This is a genomic window from Gilliamella apicola, assembly GCF_003202915.1.
In the GTDB taxonomy this organism is placed as follows: Bacteria; Pseudomonadota; Gammaproteobacteria; order Enterobacterales; family Orbaceae; genus Gilliamella; species Gilliamella apicola_Q.
Genome location: NZ_QGLP01000008.1, coordinates 12,441 through 32,520, shown reverse-complemented (window position 1 = coordinate 32,520; position 20,080 = coordinate 12,441). Strand labels below are relative to the sequence as shown.

Annotated in this window: 15 protein-coding genes; 8 read left to right on the top strand and 7 right to left on the bottom strand. The window is 37.0% G+C overall.

Annotated elements, in window-relative coordinates:
* Window positions 1–229 precede the first annotated feature (229 nt).
* The 6 genes from DKK79_RS12595 to parE all read right to left on the bottom strand — a co-directional run bounded on the left by DKK79_RS12595 (window position 230) and on the right by parE (window position 9,965).
* Window positions 230–1,540, bottom strand: coding sequence for an NCS2 family permease (locus DKK79_RS12595; RefSeq protein ID WP_034883797.1), 1,311 nt, complete (start codon window positions 1,538–1,540; stop codon window positions 230–232).
* 251 nt (window positions 1,541–1,791) lie between these two features.
* Entirely contained in the window at window positions 1,792–3,357 is a 1,566-nt protein-coding gene (locus tag DKK79_RS12590) for a TerC family protein (RefSeq protein WP_110424387.1), read from the bottom strand.
* 143 nt (window positions 3,358–3,500) lie between these two features.
* A complete protein-coding gene (locus DKK79_RS12585; protein ID WP_110424392.1) occupies window positions 3,501–4,946 on the bottom strand; it encodes a TrkH family potassium uptake protein in 1,446 nt (481 codons plus the stop codon).
* Between the two features lie 14 nt (window positions 4,947–4,960).
* Window positions 4,961–5,818 (bottom strand): co-chaperone DjlA, encoded by an 858-nt coding sequence (gene djlA, locus DKK79_RS12580; protein ID WP_110424386.1) that lies wholly within the window; start codon window positions 5,816–5,818, stop codon window positions 4,961–4,963.
* Between the two features lies 1 nt (window position 5,819).
* A complete protein-coding gene (gene parC / locus DKK79_RS12575; protein WP_110424385.1) occupies window positions 5,820–8,048 on the bottom strand; it encodes a DNA topoisomerase IV subunit A in 2,229 nt (742 codons plus the stop codon).
* Window positions 8,049–8,075: 27 nt separating this feature from the next.
* Window positions 8,076–9,965: a DNA topoisomerase IV subunit B gene (parE, locus tag DKK79_RS12570; protein WP_110424384.1), complete on the bottom strand. Its 1,890-nt coding sequence runs from the start codon at window positions 9,963–9,965 to the stop codon at window positions 8,076–8,078.
* Between the two features lie 222 nt (window positions 9,966–10,187).
* Here parE and DKK79_RS12565 point away from each other — a divergent pair, with 222 nt between their 5' ends.
* From DKK79_RS12565 to ubiA, 5 genes are all read left to right on the top strand, one after another.
* Complete coding sequence (locus tag DKK79_RS12565) at window positions 10,188–12,638, top strand: DMSO/selenate family reductase complex A subunit (protein ID WP_110424383.1); 2,451 nt, start codon at window positions 10,188–10,190, stop codon at window positions 12,636–12,638.
* Window positions 12,639–12,652: 14 nt separating this feature from the next.
* Entirely contained in the window at window positions 12,653–13,267 is a 615-nt protein-coding gene (locus DKK79_RS12560; protein ID WP_034883806.1) for a DMSO/selenate family reductase complex B subunit, read from the top strand.
* 1 nt (window position 13,268) lies between these two features.
* The gene (locus DKK79_RS12555; protein WP_034883807.1) at window positions 13,269–14,108 is read left to right on the top strand and encodes a dimethyl sulfoxide reductase anchor subunit family protein; all 840 of its coding nucleotides are present in this window, start codon (window positions 13,269–13,271) and stop codon (window positions 14,106–14,108) included.
* A gap of 30 nt (window positions 14,109–14,138) precedes the next feature.
* A complete protein-coding gene (locus tag DKK79_RS12550; RefSeq protein ID WP_220019278.1) occupies window positions 14,139–14,720 on the top strand; it encodes a TorD/DmsD family molecular chaperone in 582 nt (193 codons plus the stop codon).
* Between the two features lie 128 nt (window positions 14,721–14,848).
* Window positions 14,849–15,679, top strand: a complete 831-nt coding sequence (gene ubiA / locus DKK79_RS12545; RefSeq protein WP_110424381.1) for a 4-hydroxybenzoate octaprenyltransferase — start codon at window positions 14,849–14,851, stop codon at window positions 15,677–15,679.
* A gap of 303 nt (window positions 15,680–15,982) precedes the next feature.
* Here the strand turns inward: ubiA and DKK79_RS12540 are convergent, their stop codons facing one another.
* Window positions 15,983–16,876: an SIS domain-containing protein gene (locus DKK79_RS12540; protein WP_220019274.1), complete on the bottom strand. Its 894-nt coding sequence runs from the start codon at window positions 16,874–16,876 to the stop codon at window positions 15,983–15,985.
* Window positions 16,877–17,045: 169 nt separating this feature from the next.
* Here DKK79_RS12540 and rpiB point away from each other — a divergent pair, with 169 nt between their 5' ends.
* From rpiB to DKK79_RS12525, 3 genes are all read left to right on the top strand, one after another.
* Window positions 17,046–17,498: a ribose 5-phosphate isomerase B gene (gene rpiB, locus DKK79_RS12535; protein WP_110424379.1), complete on the top strand. Its 453-nt coding sequence runs from the start codon at window positions 17,046–17,048 to the stop codon at window positions 17,496–17,498.
* Complete coding sequence (rpe, locus tag DKK79_RS12530; RefSeq protein WP_110424378.1) at window positions 17,491–18,144, top strand: ribulose-phosphate 3-epimerase; 654 nt, start codon at window positions 17,491–17,493, stop codon at window positions 18,142–18,144. Before rpiB ends, rpe begins: the two co-directional genes overlap by 8 nt.
* Window positions 18,145–18,387: 243 nt before the next feature.
* On the top strand, window positions 18,388–19,977 hold the full coding sequence (locus tag DKK79_RS12525; RefSeq protein ID WP_034883812.1) for a PTS transporter subunit EIIC: 1,590 nt from the start codon (window positions 18,388–18,390) through the stop codon (window positions 19,975–19,977).
* Window positions 19,978–20,080 lie beyond the last annotated feature (103 nt).

Sequence of the window (20,080 nt, the reverse complement as noted above, 5' to 3'; positions counted from 1 at the left end):
ACGTTGCTAAATCGGGTAATCAATATGCATGAGTTTTAACAACAACAACAATTACTAAATTTTGTAGCGATTTTATGTTTTTTGTTTTTTGTGACGCAGATCAAATTCTATAAAGGGTTTAAAGTAGGTGAAATGATTGTTGTAGTCTGTTTCAAATTTAAGATGAAATAATTTTATGGGGGGAAGAAGCTATTTCTACCATGTTAATGGTAGAAATAGTTTGATGAAATTAATGATGATCGATAAAGATGAATTTTAAAGCAAACAGTAGTGCAAAAACAATCACACAAAGATTTAACTCTTTAAATTTACCAGTAAATGTTTTTAATATTACATAAGAGATAAAGCCAAGTGCAACCCCTTCAGTAATTGCAAAAGCAAACGGCATCATTAATGCAGTGATAAATGCTGGCGTTGCATCAGTTAAATCAGACCAGTTAACTTTCATTAAACTTGATACCATTAAGATACCAACAAAAATTAGTGCACCCGAAGTGGCATAAGGTGGTACTAAATGCGCTAAAGGTGATAAGAAAGTCATCATTAAAAATAATAGGCCAACTACCACTGCTGTTAAGCCAGTACGTCCACCAACTGAAATGCCTGCGGAACTTTCAATGTAAGTTAATACTGATGAAGTCCCAAATAATCCACCTAGTGAAGAGCTGAAACTATCGATTAACAACGCTTGACGCATTTTAGGAAAACGCCCTTTTTCGTCAGAAAGTCCTGCTTTGTCGGTTAAAGCTAAAATTGTGCCTGAAGAGTCAAACAGACTGACAATCATAACTGAAAAGATAACTCCCATAATACCAATATTAAGTGAGCCAGCTAGGTCAACATGACCAACAACACTGCTAACACTTGGTGGAGCAGATGCAATTCCTTGATAACTAATATTTGGATCAAGCCATAGCGCAAGTAAGGTAACCACAAGAATTGAAACTAATACCGCGGCATGGAAATTGCGTGATGCAAGAATAATAATGATAAAAAATCCAAGCGAACCTAATAATACTTTAAGTGATAAGATATTGCCTAAGGTTAGTAATGTGGCTTGTGAGCCGACCACAATGCCCATATTCTGGAATCCCATAAAAGCAATAAATAATCCAATACCCGCACTGATGCCCGCTCGCAAACACTGTGGAATATGTTCAATCAACCAATGACGAACTTTAAATAATGATAATGCAAAAAAGGCTAATGAACCCCAAAATATCGCCCCCATACCGACTTGCCAAGAGTAGCCCATCGCACCACATATTCCATAAGCAAAGAATACATTAAGCCCCATCGCTGGCGCTAAGGCAATCGGTAGATTAGCAAATAGCCCCATTAAAATAGTAGCTAAAGCGGTTACTACACACGTTAGAACAAAGACCGCTGATTTGTCCATGCCAGTTGCAGATAGAATAGAAGGGTTAACAAAGATAATGTAAACCATGGTTAAAAAGGTGGTACAGCCTGCTATAACCTCAGTACTGATGGTGGTTTTCTTCTCTTTGAGTTGAAAAATTTTTTCGAATAGTGAATTCATATGTTAAAGCCCAATTTAGGTTGATAATAATCAATATAATCGTTATTTTTACCTAGGTTAATTTGTGGTAAAAATAAAAAAGATACAAAGTTATCACTTCATATCTCAAAAAACGACAAAACACAGCGCTATTATTGCCAGTAATTTATTTTGGTCAAGCGTTATTCATATTAAGAATAGCCTCGAATAATAGATAGATAATTTTTATAACTTACCTTTCAAATAGTTAAAATATCACTAAGCTAATTGTTTTATATATCTAATTTATTTTTAGTAATTTTTACTTTTAAAATACGATGACTCTCAACTTCGGCAACTTCAAATAAATAATCGCCAATCTGGATAGTTTCCCCGACATTAAGTAAATGTTGCGCTTTTTCCATCAATAATCCAGCAAGAGTATGAAATTCCCGCTTATCATCTATTGGAATCGGAACGAATCTGACTAATTCCTCAACTGGAATATAGCCATTAGCCAGCCAACTGTTATCATCGATACATTGAATATCATGTTTGGCATCGATTTCCTCTTCTTCGGTTGGAAAATCGCCGGCAATGGTTTCAATAATATCAGTTACTGACACAACACCTTGCATTGAACCAAATTCATCAACCACAAACGCAAAATGGGTTTTGGCTTTTTTGAATTGTTCCAGAGCAACAAGTAAAGAGACAGTTTCCGGAAAGATTAATGGCTGTTTTATTAAAGTACTAATATCAATAGGTTGTTTATTTTGTAGAACATCTTTTAAAAGATCATTAACTTGAATAATCCCTAATGGTTCATCAATTGAGGCATTATCTGTCACTACTAGACGTGAATGAGGATTATCAAATATCTCTTTTAATATCACCTCGCGATCATCATTGATATTGACCATATCTACGTCTAATCGAGAAGTCATAATACTACTAACTGAACGTTGCGCTAAACCTAATACCCGTTCAACCATATTTAATTCTTGATGATTAAATACTGATGTCTTTTTATTATTATCCGAGACAACATCAATATTGTGAGTATCGGGGTCTTCTTCGACATCGCCCTTAAGTAGATGTAAAATTGCTTCGGCGGTACGTTCACGTAACGGTTTTTTGTTTAATGCTTTTCGGCGATTAAATATGGCTAATTGGTTGAAGAACTCGATCATAATTGAGAAGCCAATAGCGGCATAGAGATAGCCTTTAGGTATAATAAAACCAAAACCTTCGGCAACCAAACTAAAGCCAATCATTAATAAAAAGCTTAAACATAAAATAACTATCGTTGGATGAGAGTTAACAAAATGAGCTAAAGGCCCACTGGCAACCATCATAATGCCAATAGCAATACAAACTGCAATAATCATCACAGGAATATCTTTAACCATACCTACAGCGGTAATTACTGAGTCTAAAGAGAATACTGCATCAAGTACCACAATTTGGGCAACTACTGTCCAAAAATGGGAGGTTTTTTTCGGTTTTCCTTCTTCACGGGCAGAACCTTCAAGGCGTTCATTGAGTTCCATGGTTGCTTTGAAAAGCAAAAATAATCCCCCAACAAACATAATTAGTTGGTGCGCATTGAAAGTAATACCAAATTTTGAGAATAGTGGTGTGTTAAGAGTAACTAACCAACCAGTTATCATTAATAATAAAATTCGTGTGATTAATGCAAAAGCGAGGCCGGTAATACGTGCTTTATCTCGTTCTTGGGGTGGAAGTTTCTCGGCAAGAATGGCAATAAAAACAATGTTATCAATGCCAAGGACGATTTCAAGTACAACCAGAGTGGATAAACCAATCCAAATTGTAGGATCCATGATCCATTCCATATGTCAGGTGATTACCTCTAATGAATACAGCACATGCTGCTTGATAATTCTGGCGGTAATTGAGCAAATAATCAATAAAATATTTAAATTTTTAACTATTTTGTGAAATTTCTTCAAATTAACACTTAATTAGGTGAGGAAAGTTAACTTCGCCAGAATGTTGGCGTAAACAGAACCAACAATGTAAATATTTCCAGTCGCCCAAATAACATATCAACAACCATGACCCATTTCACCATATCACTGACATGAGCAAAATTATCACTGACACTCCCCAGACCAACCCCTAAATTGTTGAGTGATGAAGCAACAATATAAAAGGAGTCAGTTGCGTCAATGCCTGATGTCATAATGATAAATAGACTGACTAAAAATACTAATGCATAGGCAGAAAAGAAGCCCCAAACAGCCTCAATAATCCGTTCTGGTACCACTCGATGATTTAATTTTAATGTATAAATCGCATTCGGGTGAATAAGCCGTTTCAATTCCCGCGAGCCTTGCATAAATAACAGTAGTACACGGACGACTTTTAATCCCCCGCCAGTTGAACCAGCACAGCCACCAATAAACGAAGCACATAATAGAAAAATCGGTAATGAGGATGGCCAAGTATTAATATCATCAACGGTAAAGCCGACGGTTGCAGAAACCGACACCACTTGTAATACAATTTTATCAATACTTAGGTTTCGTTGTGGCTGATAAAAGTAGATAACAAAGGCACAGATAGCAATTAAAGTAAGAAGGATAAAAATAAACGTTCTAAACTCTTGATCGTGCCAATATACTTTGAGTGAAATGCCATTTAATGCGGCAAAATGTAGAGCAAAATTACAACCAGACAAAATAAGGAAAAGGGTAACAATATAGTTAATTGTCGGACTATTAAAATAGGCCAAATTGCTATCATGGGTTGAAAATCCACCCATTGATATCGTTGAAAAGCTATGGGAAATTGCATCAAAGATATCCATTCCTGCAAACCACAAACTTATTGCGCATAAGGTGGTAAGTAAAATATAGATAGACCATAGTGTTTTCGCTGTTTCAGCAATACGCGGGCGCATTTTACTATCTTTTTGTGGACCAGGGATTTCGGCACGATAGAGCTGCATGCCCCCAACACCTAATAATGGTAAAATAGCAACCGCAAGTACGATAATCCCCATCCCCCCAAGCCATTGTAACAATTGACGATAAAATAGTAGTGCTTTTGGCAAATGATCTAAATTAACAATGGTTGTTGCACCAGTGGTGGTTAACCCTGAAAAAGACTCAAAAAATGCAGTGGTTAAATTAAGATTGATATGATTATCAAACAAGAATGGGAATGCACCAATAGTACCTAATACTACCCAAAATAATACCACGATAAAAAAGCCTTCTCGGGTGCTCAATTCGTGGCGTTGATTTCGATTAGGAAACCACAATAATCCACCTAAAATTAACGCTGCAAAAAAAGAACGGACAAAAATTGCACCGGCACCATCACGATAAATTAATGCAACCAGTGCCGGTATTAGCATAAATACCGACAACAGTGATATTAATAATCCGATAATTCTTATAATTGAGCGCCAATGCATCATAGCAATTATCTCTATTTGAATCCACGTGATGCTTTTATAAGGTCATAAGCGGCTTGAATCTCTTGAGCCCGTTTTTTGGCTGCCTCTAGCATCTCTTTTGGCAAGCCTTTTGATACTAACTTGTCGGGATGATGTTCATTCATTAATTTACGATAAGCGCGTTTAATTTCAGGAATATCAGTGGATGAATCTATTCCTAAAATTTTATAAGCATTTTGTAAATCTGTCTGTCGAGAATTACTTTGATAACCGCCATTATGATTACTTTGATTATACTGATTATTTTGTTGGTACTGACTATTTTGTTGATTATCATAATACCCTTGACGAAAATGAAAACTTCCCATCATCATCTGAATATAAATAACCATTTGTTGACGAGGAATATGAAATTCATCGGCAACAATGAACAAAATTTGTGACTCTTTTTCATCTAAATTGCCATCGACTAATGCCGCTTGGATGAGTTGTTCACAAAAAATATTTAATACATTCCGCCTAAAACGATATTGGAAGAAGAGTTCTCGCAAGCGCGATCGAAGTGGGTAATCACTCGCTTTACCACGATTAAATGACTGTTGGGCTAATTGGCGACTGGTGGTATCGAGTTGTAGCCGATCCATAAATTGCCGAGCAAGATTAATATCATCTTGAGTAACAACGCCTTTTGCTTTACTTAAATGTCCCAATACTTCAAATGCAATAGTTAAGTACAGAGTTGGATTTGATTGTGTCCTTTTTTCAGTCAATTTATTGCCCAATGCTTGATATAGCATTGGACCAATAAATAGTCCAATTATAAATCCCCATCCCGATTTTAATACTGAACTTAGTATTAATCCGAAAATAATGGACCAGATCAAAGACATATTATTCGTTCACCTCAATTCGATCGATTTTTTGCAATCCGCGCGGTAATGATGTCCCTTTACGGGCACGCTCAGCTCTAAAGTTTTGTAAATCAGCCGAGGAAAGCGTGAGTTTGCGTTTACCAACATATAATGTTAACGATGTCTCAGGTGTTATTAGCATCATATAAGCGAGGCTATCATCACTGCCAGAGAGTGAAATAATTTTATTTCCCTTACCTTTAGATAATTCTGGTAAATCTTTTACCGGGAAGATAAGCATTCTACCTGCTTGGCTAATTGATAAAAGCAAGCTCTCTTCAGATATAATTTCTATCGGTGCAAGCACTTTGGCATTGTTAGATAAATTAATTATGGCTTTACCGTTGCGGTTACGCGCGATTAAATCACTAAATTGACAAATAAAGCCGTAACCAGCACTTGAGGCAAGTAAATATTTTTGGTCTTCATTGGTTGACATTAAAACATGTTCAACGGTTGCGCCAGCCGGTAAGGTCAATTTACCGGTAAGCGGTTCACCTTGTCCGCGGGCGGATGGCAACGTATTTGGTTCAATAGCGTAACTGCGTCCGGTTGAATCGATAAAGACAACCGGTTGGTTACTTTTACCTTTTGCTGCCGCTTTGAAGCTATCACCTGCTTTATAACTTAACCCAACTGGATCAATATCATGGCCTTTAGCCGCTCTCACCCATCCCATTTCTGATAATACAATAGTGACGGGTTCAGAAGGTGTTAATTCTTGCTCGGTAATTGCTTTGGCTTCACTGCGCTCTACAATTGGCGAACGGCGTTCATCGCCATACTTTTCAGCGTCGGCTTGTAACTCTTTTTTGATTAAATTACTTAACTTTCTTGGTGAAGCAAGTAGAGCTTGCAGTTGATCTCGTTCTTTAGCCAGATCCGCTTGCTCGCCTTTGATGCGCATCTCTTCCAATTTGGCTAAATGGCGAAGTTTTAACTCTAAAATAGCTTCCGCTTGGGTTTCGCTTAAGGCAAATCGTTTAATTAATTCGGCTTTTGGATCATCCTCATGACGAATGATTTCAATCACTTCATCAATATTTAAAAACGCAATTAATAAACCATCTAAAATATGTAATCTTTTAAGTATTTTATCTAAGCGATAATTTAGACGTCGTGTTACTGTTAAACGTCGATATTCTAACCATTCGGTTAATATTTCGAGCAATCCCTTAACGGATGGACGATTATCTAGTCCAATCATGTTCATATTAACGCGATAGCTTTTTTCAAGATCGGTAGTGGCAAAGAGATGATTCATTACTTGCTCTAGATCCACGCGATTAGACCTTGGCACAATCACCAATCGAGTTGGGTTTTCATGATCAGACTCATCACGTAAATCTTCAATTAACGGCAATTTTTTCGCCCGCATTTGCGAGGCAATCTGCTCTAAGATTTTTGCACCAGAAACTTGATGTGGTAAATCAGTAATAACAATATCACCATCTTCTTTTTTCCATACTGCACGCATGCGGATTGAGCCACGTCCAGTTTGATAAATCTTAGCTATATCGTCTGGTGAGGTGATAATTTCGGCTTCGGTTGGATAATCCGGCCCCGGTATGTGAGCCATCACTTCGCTAAGCGTTGCTTTCGGATTATCAGCCAACATGATGGCGGCATTGGCCACTTCTCGAATATTATGTGGCGGAATATCGGTTGCCATACCAACAGCAATACCGGTGGTGCCATTTAATAAAATATTTGGTAATCGCGCTGGCAACATTTTCGGCTCTTGCAAAGTACCATCAAAATTTGGGATATAGTCAACGGTACCTTGGCCTAATTCGCCTAATAATAATTCTGCATATTTTGATAGACGTGATTCGGTATAACGCATTGCGGCAAATGATTTAGGATCATCAGGTGCCCCCCAGTTTCCTTGGCCATCAACTAGCGGATAACGATAAGAGAATGGTTGTGCCATTAACACCATGGCTTCATAACAAGCACTATCACCATGCGGGTGATATTTACCTAACACATCACCGACAGTACGTGCGGATTTTTTGAATTTAGCTTGCGCATTTAGCCCTAATTCAGACATGGCATAAACAATGCGGCGCTGCACAGGTTTTAAGCCATCACCAATAAAAGGTAATGCGCGATCCATAATGACATACATTGAGTAGTTTAAATAGGCGCTTTCGGTAAATGTTCGTAGCGACTGAACTTCTACTCCGTCATGAGTTATTTCACTCATTATTGTTCCTCTAAATTATTCTGTATATTAGACATCAAGTTCAACTTGGTCACCTTTTTCTTGTAACCACTCTCGGCGATCTTCGGCGCGCTTTTTCGCCAACAACATATCCATCAATGCCATGGTTTCTTCTGCACTATCAAGTGATAACTGCACTAATCTGCGGGTATTAGGATCCATCGTTGTTTCACGCAATTGTAATGGATTCATTTCACCTAACCCTTTGAAACGTTGAACATTCGGTTTGCCTTTTTTACGTTTCAGTTGATCTAAAATGCCTTCTTTTTCTTCTTCATCTAGGGCGTAATATACTTCTTTACCTAAATCAATACGGTAAAGTGGCGGCATAGCAACAAAAATATGACCATGTTCCACCATCGCCCGAAAGTGACGAACAAACAATGCACAAAGTAATGTGGCAATATGCAATCCATCTGAGTCAGCATCAGCTAAAATACAGATTTTACCGTAACGTAATTGACTCAAATCATCACTATCAGGATCGATACCAATCGCAACAGAAATATCATGAATCTCTTGAGAGCCCAAAACTTCGTCAGAAGAGACTTCCCAAGTATTTAAAATTTTACCTTTCAACGGCATAATCGCTTGATATTCACGATCGCGAGCCTGTTTAGCTGAACCTCCAGCAGAATCACCTTCGACTAAAAATAGTTCAGTACGACTTAAATCTTGTGACGAACAATCGGCCAATTTACCCGGTAAGGCCGGACCACTGGTCAATTTTTTACGAATGACTTTTTTCGATGCGCGTAACCGTTTTTGTGCACTGGAAATTACCATTTCAGCTAATAATTCAGCAATTTGTACATGCTGATTCAACCAAAGGCTAAAAGCATCTTTAACAATCGCCGAAACAAATGCTGCGCTTTGTCTTGATGATAAACGTTCTTTAGTTTGACCAGCAAATTGCGGTTCTTGCATTTTCACTGATAACACATAAGCACAACGTTCCCAAATATCATCAGCGGTTAGCTTTAACCCACGAGGCAGTAAATTACGGAACTCACAAAACTCCCGCATCGCATCAAGTAGGCCTTGGCGTAAACCATTCACATGAGTACCACCTTGCACCGTTGGAATCAAGTTAACGTAACTTTCGGTTAACAGTTCGCCACCTTCCGGTAACCAAAGTAATGCCCATTCGACCGCTTCTGTTTCGCCGGTATGATTACCGGTAAATGGCTCTTCTGGTAATAGAGTATATCCACTAACTGACTCCATTAAATAATCTTTTAAGCCATCTTGATAACACCAGCGTTGCTCAGTGTTATTAATTTTGTCTTTGAAAATAATTTCCAATCCAGGACAGAGTACTGCTTTCGCTTTGAGCAAATGAGTTAGGCGTGGCACAGAAAATCGTGGTGAATCAAAATACTTTTCATCCGGCCAAAAACGTACTTTGGTACCGGTATTACGACGACCACAGGTACCAATTACCTGCAAATCCTCTACTTTATAACCGTTTTCAAAAGCAATTTGATAAACTTGTCCATCACGGTTTACGGTAACTTCCACTCGTTTGGATAACGCATTAACCACTGAGATACCCACGCCATGCAAACCGCCAGAAAATTGATAATTTTTATTAGAAAACTTACCGCCAGCATGTAAACGACAAAGCAAAAGCTCAATAGCCGGTACACCCTCTTCAGGATGAATATCAACTGGCATACCACGCCCATCGTCAATAACCTCAAGTGAATTATCTTCATAAAGGGTGACTTTAACTTGGCGAGCATGTCCCGCAATAGCTTCATCGACACTGTTATCAATAACCTCTTGCCCCAAATGATTTGGGCGAGCAGTATCAGTATACATACCTGGTCGATGGCGAACAGGATCGAGTCCTTTTAAGACTTCAATATCAACAGCATTATAAGTGGATTGTGACATAACTTTTCTATTTATTCGAATAAATGGTCGTATTATACCAGTCTTTCTTTAAGATGCATGAAATTAAATTTATAATAGCAAGCAAAATAAATTTGTAATTGATAATAATTCTTATTTGGTTAATTTATTTTAAGTTAAGTTCGATTTTAATCGTATTTCTGTATTATAATCTTAACTTTAGTATTATGATAAACACCTCCCAGATAGAGATAATGGAATAGGATGAGCAGTTCAGGAAATAAGATAACTCGACGTGATTTTTTACAAAAATCATTAGCAATAAGTGGGGTGGCAGCATTAGCCAGTAATGTACAATTACCTTTTGCTTATGCAACGCCTGAGACAGATGATAATAAAGTGCCGCTAGCTAATTCGACTAACGAAGAAAAGATTTTTTATAGTGCTTGTTTAGTCAATTGTGGCAGTCGTTGCCCATTAAAAGTACATGTTAAAAACGACATTATCACCAAAATATCATCTGAAGATGGAATTAATGATGCTGTTTTTGGAAAACATCAAATTCGTCCTTGTCTCCGTGGACGTGCTGTTCGCTGGCGTACTTATGATCCTGAACGATTAAAATATCCAATGCTGAGAATTGGTAAACGCGGTGAAGGTAAATTTAAGCGAATTTCATGGGAAGAGGCGATTAATTTATTAGCTGATAAACTTAAATACACAATTGATAAATATGGTAATGAGGCCATTTATTATCAATATGGTACAGGTACTACTGGTGCAAATATCTCGGGGCGTAGTGCTTGTAAGCGCTTTTTAAGCACAATCGGCGGTCATCTAAATTATCATGGTGATTATTCCAGTGGGCAGATTACCGCGATGCAACCATTTATTTATGGTAATGCTAAAGCTTCGTTGCTAGATCAAATTAAGCACTCCGATTTGGTTGTCATGTTTGGCCACAATATTGCAGAAACCCGCATGTCTGGTGGTGGCCAAGTTAACGAAATGTTTAATGCGTTAGCGCAAAGTAAAGCTAGAGTCATCATTATCGATCCACGCCGTAGTGAAAGTGTGGTAGGATTTAATGCTGAATGGATGCCGATTATCCCAGGAACAGATGCTGCATTGGTCGCTGGAATTATTTATGCTTTATTTGAAAAAGATCGTATTGATGAGGCGATGTTAAGCAAATATTGTGTTGGTTGGAGTGCCGAAACTTTACCTGATGAAGCGCCACTTTTTAGTGACTATAAATCTTATATATTAGGATTGGGTGATGATGGAATACCTAAAACCCCAGAGTGGGCGAGTAAAAAAACTGGGATTGCGGCCGATCAGATTCGAAAATTGGCGTTAGATATTGTCAATGCCAAAGCAGCATGGATTTCCCAAGGTTGGGGACCACAACGTTGGCAAAATGGTGAGCATACTACAAGAGCGATTATGATCTTACCTATCATTACCGGTCAATTTGGTAAGCAAGGGACCAATATTGGAACTTGGGGGGAAAGTATTATCTATCCAGTACCTGGCTTAAATATGGTTAACCCAATTAAAACTAGTATTCCCTTCTTTTTATGGACTAAAGCGATCGAAGAACCGCTCAGCATGACCGCCAAAAATGCTTATATAAAAGGTAAAGATAAATTAGATGTTGGTATCAAATTCCTTTGGAGTTATGCTAGCAACGTCATTGGTAATCAACATTCCGATCTCAACCGAACTCATCAAATTCTACAGGATGAATCAAAGTGTGAATTTATTTTAGTATGGGATACGCATATGACTGCTTCGGCAAAATATGCCGATTTATTGTTACCAGATGTCTCATCAGTGGAGAGTAACGATTTAATCAATAACTCATATGCATCGGGTGCTTATCATTATGTTATCCGTATGCAACGTGCCATTAAACCACTTTGGGAAAATCGCCCTGCTTATGAGGTATTGACGGAACTATCTGCAAAAATGGGTGTTAAAGACAAATTTACCGAAGGGCGAAGCCAAGATGATTGGATCGCCTATAGCTATGAAAAAATGCGAAAACTCGATCCAAATTTACCAACTTTTGCTGATACTGATGGTATGGGAGTTGTAGATCGTAAATTAGCTAATAGTGATGCCCATATTGGTTTAAAAGCATTTCGAGATGATCCTCAAAAAAATCGACTAAATACACCTTCTGGCAAAATTGAAATCTATTCAGCAGCATTAGCCCAAATTGCCGAGCAGTGGGAGTTTGATGAAGGTGATATTCTTTACCCGATACCGGCTTATTTGCCCGCGATAGAGGGTAGTGAAAATATCCAAAAACAGCAAAAATATCCATTACAATTGATTGGTTTTCATATCAAAGGGCATTGTCACTCCAGTTATAGTAATCTTCCGCAACTTAAAGAAGCGGTGGCAAGTAGTATCTGGATTAATCCATTAGATGCTGAAAAAAGGCAAATAAAACATGGTCAACTGGTTGAAGTTTTTAACGATCGTGGGCGGCTTTATATTCCAGCTAAAGTCACGCCACGTATATTACCCGGGATTATTGCCATTCCACAGGGATTATGGGCCAAAACCAATGCGGCAGGTATTGATATTGGAGGCTGTATTAATCGTTTAACCTCGTTGCGACCATCAGTACTAGCCAAATCTAATCCTCAGCACACCAATTTGGTTGAAATGAAACCATTAGCGGTAATGCCGTCGGCATCGTAAGGGAGATGATTAAAATGCAATATGGATTCTATATTAATTCAGCCAAATGTACCGGTTGTAAAACTTGCCAAGTAAGCTGTAAAGATGAAAAAGATAATGCGCTAGGGATTAATTTCCGGCGTGTCTATGAATATGGTGGCGGCACTTGGCAACAAGTCGATGGATGTTGGCAAAATGATACTTTTATCTATTATTTATCGGTCTCATGCAACCATTGCCAAGAACCAACCTGTGTACAAGGTTGCCCAACCGGTGCCATGCATAAACGTCAAGAAGATGGCTTAGTCGTTGTCAATCAAGATATCTGTATCGGTTGCCGCTATTGTGAAATGCGTTGCCCTTATGGTGCACCACATTATGATCATCAAAAACGGGTTATGTCCAAATGTGATGGTTGTTATGAACGTGTCTCGCAAGGTTTAAAACCAGTCTGTGTTGAGTCTTGTCCTCAGCGAGCTTTGGATTTTGATGAAATTGGTAAATTGCGTGAGCTTTATGGCCATGAGTGTGATATTGCACCGTTACCAAGCTCAGAATTAACCAAACCAAGTATTGTGATAAAACCACATGCACAAGCTAAAGTAACCGCTGAATCGCTTGGTTCCATACTTAACCCAGAGGAGGTCTAAAATGCAGGAACTACCACTGGTATTTTTCACGGTAATTGGCCAACTATCAGCAGGAATGATCCTATTAAGCGGATTATTTTATCTTGTTTCTCGTTCGCCAACTAAATTAGCCATTACGCGAAAAATCTATGCAGTATCGCTCATCTTTATGATGATTGGCATGGGCGTTGCCTCATTACATTTAGGGCAACCATTACGCGCATTGAATGTCATTTTTGGCATAGGGCGTTCACCAATGAGTAACGAAATATTTACCTTTTGCTTATCATTTGGTATCGCTTTTGCCTTTGTCATACTTAACCATTTTGTTCTATACCCGGAAAGTACAAAATTAAAAATCATCAAACCATTATGTCAAAAAATTAACCGCATTCCTGGTTTAAACGCTTTATTAGCCACTATATTGGTCATATTAAGCCTTTTACTTGTGTGGTCAATCGTACAAACCTATATGTTACCAACGATCAAAACATGGAATACCTACTATACTGCAATACAAATGTATACTGCAATGTTAGTGCTAGGCGGTATTGCGGTCACTTGGTTAGGTCTATATCGAATTGGTTATTGTGCTTTTTTTATGGGTAGCTCGGTGATCCTGCTAGTAAAAAGACCTTACTTAGAATTAATGACTAACATCGCACCAGAACTGGCGAACAACCAACATGACTTGAGCGTTACCCAATGTGGATTGTTGATTGCCGCTATGGTATTACTTTTATTAACGATTTTGTGCAGACGCCATCCAAAAATACTTTATCTATTGGTGTTTATTGGCGTATTTGTTGCCGAAATTTGTGAACGTATTACCTTTTATAATTTGTGGATGATAACCATTTAATGGTGTAATACTTTATACAATATTAATGCAATGACGAATAATGAATTGAATAATTTGGATAATCTGACATCTATCACTTTGGCGAAACTATTAGGTGCTTTTTTTTATTATCCTCCCAAAAGTGAGCAGATAAATTCCTTGCTTGAAGGGTTATTACAAGTCGATAAGTTAACCAATTGGTCAAATCAGCCCTTAATGACAGAACAGTGCCAAATATTAAAAAATCAGATAGCTCATCCTGAAATAGAATATCAATTCTCGCTACTATTTGAAGGTCAAGGAAGTATGATCGCCCCACCATGGGGATCGGTCTATTTGGATCAAGATAAATTACTCATGGGTGAATCACAAGAACGCTACCGGGCATTCTTACAACAACAAGGTTTAATCCTTAATACAGGGATGAATGAGCCGGAAGATCAGTTCGGTTTAATGTTAATGGCTTATGCAATACTGCTTGAAAAACATCAATTTCAAGCAGCTAAACAATTACTGACCGAACATCTACTAACTTGGGCGCCAGTTTATTTAGATAGTCTAAAACAAAACCAAATCAGCCCGTTTTACCAAGCATTGGCAATAATTGCCGAACATTATTTGCAAATACTATAAACTTTGTTGCATAGCAAATTAATAGCTCATTTATTTGATAACGTAATATGCTCAGAGAACGCTGTGGATTGCAGCTTTTAAGGGAACAGGTATAATTCGTCTATTATGATTCATAATAATGACTACCTATGCTAGCTTATGTACAACTGATGCGATTAGACAAGCCAATTGGTTCCTTATTACTACTTTGGCCAACATTGTGGGCGATTTGGCTTGCTACCGCGACTCCATCGGTTCATGTCGTTAGCGTATTTGTACTTGGCGTGATTGTTATGCGCTCTGCTGGTTGTGTGATTAATGATTATGCTGACCGGCATTTTGATGGAAAAGTCGAACGCACTAAAAATCGTCCTCTCGCTCGTGGTGCATTGAGCGAAAAAAATGCCTTATACACCTTATTTGTGTTACTAGTAATTGCACTGGGTTTATTGCTTACTTTAGATAAATTAACGTGGTTAATTGCTGGATTTGCCTTAATTACCGCAATGACCTACCCATTTATGAAACGTTATACCCATTTACCGCAAGTGACGCTAGGCATCGCCTTTAGTTGGGGAATACCTATGGCGTATGCGGCCACGATTGCACAATTTCCTTTAACTTGTTGGTTACTCTGTTTTGCTAATATTTGTTGGACAATCGCCTACGACACCGAATATGCCATGGTTGATCGGGATGATGATTTGAAAATTGGTATAAAATCTACAGCCATCCTATTTGGTCGTTACGACAAGTTTATTATTGGATTATTACAAACTTTAACTTTAATTTGCCTAACATTTATCGGCATAAACAACCATTTCCATCAATTTTATTATATTGGTTTAATCATCGCCTTATTGCTATTTATTTATCAACAATGGTTAATCAAAGATCGAGATAGAACCAATTGTTTTAAAGCCTTTATGAATAATAACTATATCGGCCTGTTTATATTTATCGCGCTCTTTATTGAATAAAATTTTACCATCTTTATTAAAAAAACCACTAAAACCGTACTGCTTGGCTTTAGTGGTTTTAATTTATTAAATGATAAAATCTGACGAGCTAATCTGCTAGTTATTAGAAATTGTCGAATTCACCTTGGTAGACCTAAGTTTATCTTGTGGGTTAGAATTAGTTATTTATGGTAAAGAATCGGTGATTAGCAATCGTGATGGTATAGATCCCTCAATATTTTTTATGCAGGCTAATCACAATTAAAAATATTGAGGAAAGGGTAAACTAACAAAATTTTCATATTTAATTATTTAAAAATTATCTCATTCATTAGATAGCGTTTTTTTATGTAATGGCTTAACGACATCAATACTCCGCTCCAAATGGACTTTGGATTTTTCATGATCCAAAACCACAATTGCGATAAATAGTGTATCTAACAAAGTGAGTTGGATAATTCGAGCGGCAGCATTTTGGCCGAGTAACGGTCCATTTTTAGCTGGGCTAAAGATAGATAAGTCAGAAATTTCAGCCAATTCTGATTGGTGATTATTGGTAATACAAATAATCTTCGCCTGATTCTTTTTAGCAACCAATATTGCATTACATATTTCTGCGGTGTTTCCTGATTGAGAGATAGCAATAACCACATCGTTTTCTTTTAATTGGCTCGCTACCATCACCATCAAATGATTATCACTATAAGTATGGCTGTGAATTCCTATTCTCAATAATTTATGCTCAAAATCTTCACCAACAATTGCTGAACCACCTACACCCAGAATAACGATCCGATTAGCATGAAAAATCCATTCTGCAGCTTTGGAAATAATTTTAGCATCAACAATAGATTGAGCCTCTTTTAATGCTTGCACAGAGTTATTAAACACTTTCTCAATAATATTTTCGACATTATCTTTTTCGGATAGTTCTTGTTCTTTATCAAAAGGTAAGGCATCAAAATAGGAAAGCAATGCACTTCGAATTTCTCTAAAACCTGAATAGCCTAACTTTTTGGAAACTTTTACCAATAATGGTTCTGAAACAGATAATGCTTCGGCCACTTCTTTAATACTAGTTCTTGGCTTTAAATTACCTTTAGTCATCATCCATTCAATAATTCGTTGTTCTGTATTACTCAAACTTGAAAGTGAAATACGAATCATTGCTCCTATTGCTAATGCATTAGAATTTTCAGGATCATTTAGCTGTTTCACATTTTTACTCCGTAACATTTTTGGTGTAATTTTAACCCAATTTCAATTTAAGCACATGGTAAAAAGCAAATTTTTTATTTTTCGCAAACTTTACAAAAAAATAAATTAACGTTAATATCATGAAAAGTGAAGTAAATCGATTTATTTTTAGTCAATGGAGAGAAAATATATGAAAATTGCAATTGGTTATGATCATGTAGGATATATTTTGAAGAAGGATATTATTGAATATTTGGAAAGTAAAAATATTACAGTGATTGATCTTGGCGCACCATCCACAGAAAGAACCGATTATCCGATTTATGCTAACCGAGTGGCAAAAGCCATTAATTCAAAGGAAGCTGATTTAGGCATCTTAATATGTGGAACCGGCATTGGTATTTCTATTGCAGCAAATAAATGCCAAGGAATAAGAGCTGTTGTTTGTAGCGATCCATATTCGGCAAAATTATCTCGTGAACATAATAATACCAACATTCTTGCATTTGGTTCTCGTGTGGTAGGTAGTGAGTTAGCCAAAATGATTGTTGATCAGTGGTTAATGGCAAAATTCGAAGGTGGACGTCATCAAACTAGAATAGATCAAATCGATGCTATTCAAAAAGGAGAGTTTCATGAGTAAATTTTGTCCTTCGCTTATGTGCGTTGACTTTTCTAAGTTGGAGTCCGAACTAAACTCGTTAGAGGAAGCTGGCGTCGATATGTTTCACATTGATGTGATGGATGGTAATTTCGTGCCAAATTTCGCATTAGGTATAGAAGATATTAAAGCGGTAAGCAAATTAAGCAAAATTCCTTATGATGTGCATTTGATGGTAACCAATCCAACGCCATACATTGAAAAATTTGCCCAACTTGGCTGTGATATTATTTATGTGCATGTGGAAACATTAATGCATGTACATCGCACACTAAATCAAATTAAATCAACAGGTAAAAAGGTTGGTGTTGCCATTAATCCCGGTACGCCATTAGTAGTATTAGAAGATGTTTTAGATCTCATTGATGTTGTATTGATAATGTCAGTTAATCCAGGGTTTGCTGGACAACCTTTTATCGCTAATTCTATCAATAGAATTAAGCGCTTAAATTCTATGATTAAAGATAGAAATCTAAATACGACTATCGCTATTGATGGCGCGATAAGCCCTGATATTATCAAACAATTATCTCCTTACGTTGAATATTTCATACTTGGAACTGCTGGATTGTTTAATAAAGATAAATCTTATAAGCAGACCATCAATGAGTTACGAAACCTATCCTAGTTTATAAGACCTTTATTGCAATAATGTGATAAAGGTCTTAATTCACAAAATATATCAAACAAGATAATTTATAATTCATTTTTCACGATATCTGCCGTTAATAAAGCGCTAAAAATTAATTTTTTATTAAAATTATGTGAACTAGATCTCTTTAATTAAAATCACTTTACATATAAAATTAATTTTGTGAATTATTTAAGTTGTTCACGTTGTCTTTTAATAAAAAAAATAGGATTAACTACAATGAAAAGTACTTTTTTTAGTGTATTGCAACGGGTTGGACGCTCTTTTATGTTACCCATTGCACTCCTTCCCGTGGCTGGATTAATGTTGGGCATAGGAGCTTCATTTACTAATGAAACAACCATTGTCTCTTATGGGTTACAGGGCATTTTAGGTGAAGGAACCCTGCTTCATGCATTTTTAACCATAATGAAAAATGCTGGTAGTGTTGTATTTTCTAATCTTCCTATTTTGTTCGCTATTGGCGTTGCGATGGGAATGGCCAAACAAGAAAAAGAAGTTGCTGCAATATCTGGTGCTGTTGGCTTCTTTATTATGCATTCAACTATTCATGCACTATTAGAGTTAAAAGGACTGTTAAAAGAAGGTGCACTGCCTGACGGTTCTTTAGGCGATGCGGTTGGCATCCAGACGTTACAAATGGGCGTTTTTGGTGGTGTTATAGTCGGGTTAGGCGTAGCTGCTTTACATAACCGTTATTATCGAATTGAATTACCTGCTATATTATCATTCTTTGGCGGCTCTCGTTTTGTGCCTATTATTACCGCGTTCGTGTATTTATTTGTCGGTATTGTCATGTTTTATATTTGGCCATCAATCCAACATGGAATTTTGTTATTAGGCCGCTTAGTTAATGAATCAGGTTATGCAGGTACCTTTATTTATGGATTTATTGAACGTGCTCTAATTCCATTTGGTTTGCATCATGTATTTTATATGCCATTCTGGCAAACAGGGGTTGGTGGTACAGCGATGATTGATGGCACTCTTGTTGCTGGTGCGCAAAATATTTTCTTTGCTCAACTCGCTAGTCCAAATACTACCGAATTTTCAGTTGAAGCAACTCGTTTTATGGCAGGTAAGTTTCCATTTTATTTATTTGGTATTCCGGGTGCAGCATTAGCTATTTACCATACCGCTAAACCACAAAATCGTAAAATGGTGTTAGGTCTTCTTGTTTCAGCAACCTTAACTGCCATTTTGACCGGGATCACTGAACCAATTGAGTTTTCTTTCCTCTTTGCTGGTCCTTTACTTTATGTTATTCATTGTATTTATGCTGGTTTATCTTTCATGTTGTGTCACATTTTTGATGTTGGCGTGGGACAAACCTTCTCTGGTAGTTTAATTGATTTCGTATTATTTGGTGTTTTACAAGGAAATAGTAAAACGCATTGGATTAATGTTATTCTCATTGGTCTTCCATTATTCCCAATCTATTACTTCACCTTTAGATTCTTGATCAAAAAATTCAATTTTAAAACCCCTGGTCGAGAAGATGATAGTGAAGAAACCAAATTATATACTAGAAAAGATGTTGAAAATGCCAAGAAAAATAAAAATAACGGTGATCTCTCAAGTGTTATCTTAGAAGGATTAGGTGGTAAAGAAAACATTACTTATGTTGATTGTTGCGCAACAAGATTAAGAATTTCGGTACAAGATAATCAATTGGTGGACAAAGAAATCTTAAAATCAACCGGAGCAAAAGGCGTAATTATTAATGGACAAGGTGTTCAAGTTATTTATGGTCCTCATGTAACTGTAATTAAATCACACTTAGAGGAGTATATTGCAACACTTGAATGATAAAACTATTTTTAAACATAGTTCCTTTTTTAAACATAGTTTCTTCTGAGTAGTTGAATCAATCTAGATATTTAGCCGTTTTTAGTTAATCTTTAACGGCTAA

What these genes read in the sequence shown, in the direction of transcription:
- parE (WP_110424384.1), bottom strand. Translation starts at nt 9,965, where the DNA reads ATGTCACAATCCACTTATAATGCTGTTGATATTGAAGTCTTAAAAGGA.
- DKK79_RS12550 (WP_220019278.1), top strand. Translation starts at nt 14,139, where the DNA reads ATGACGAATAATGAATTGAATAATTTGGATAATCTGACATCTATCACT.
- DKK79_RS12595 (WP_034883797.1), bottom strand. Translation starts at nt 1,540, where the DNA reads ATGAATTCACTATTCGAAAAAATTTTTCAACTCAAAGAGAAGAAAACC.
- rpiB (WP_110424379.1), top strand. Translation starts at nt 17,046, where the DNA reads ATGAAAATTGCAATTGGTTATGATCATGTAGGATATATTTTGAAGAAG.
- DKK79_RS12555 (WP_034883807.1), top strand. Translation starts at nt 13,269, where the DNA reads ATGCAGGAACTACCACTGGTATTTTTCACGGTAATTGGCCAACTATCA.
- DKK79_RS12585 (WP_110424392.1), bottom strand. Translation starts at nt 4,946, where the DNA reads ATGCATTGGCGCTCAATTATAAGAATTATCGGATTATTAATATCACTG.
- DKK79_RS12525 (WP_034883812.1), top strand. Translation starts at nt 18,388, where the DNA reads ATGAAAAGTACTTTTTTTAGTGTATTGCAACGGGTTGGACGCTCTTTT.
- DKK79_RS12560 (WP_034883806.1), top strand. Translation starts at nt 12,653, where the DNA reads ATGCAATATGGATTCTATATTAATTCAGCCAAATGTACCGGTTGTAAA.
- djlA (WP_110424386.1), bottom strand. Translation starts at nt 5,818, where the DNA reads ATGTCTTTGATCTGGTCCATTATTTTCGGATTAATACTAAGTTCAGTA.
- ubiA (WP_110424381.1), top strand. Translation starts at nt 14,849, where the DNA reads ATGCTAGCTTATGTACAACTGATGCGATTAGACAAGCCAATTGGTTCC.
- rpe (WP_110424378.1), top strand. Translation starts at nt 17,491, where the DNA reads ATGAGTAAATTTTGTCCTTCGCTTATGTGCGTTGACTTTTCTAAGTTG.
- DKK79_RS12565 (WP_110424383.1), top strand. Translation starts at nt 10,188, where the DNA reads ATGAGCAGTTCAGGAAATAAGATAACTCGACGTGATTTTTTACAAAAA.
- parC (WP_110424385.1), bottom strand. Translation starts at nt 8,048, where the DNA reads ATGAGTGAAATAACTCATGACGGAGTAGAAGTTCAGTCGCTACGAACA.
- DKK79_RS12590 (WP_110424387.1), bottom strand. Translation starts at nt 3,357, where the DNA reads ATGGAATGGATCATGGATCCTACAATTTGGATTGGTTTATCCACTCTG.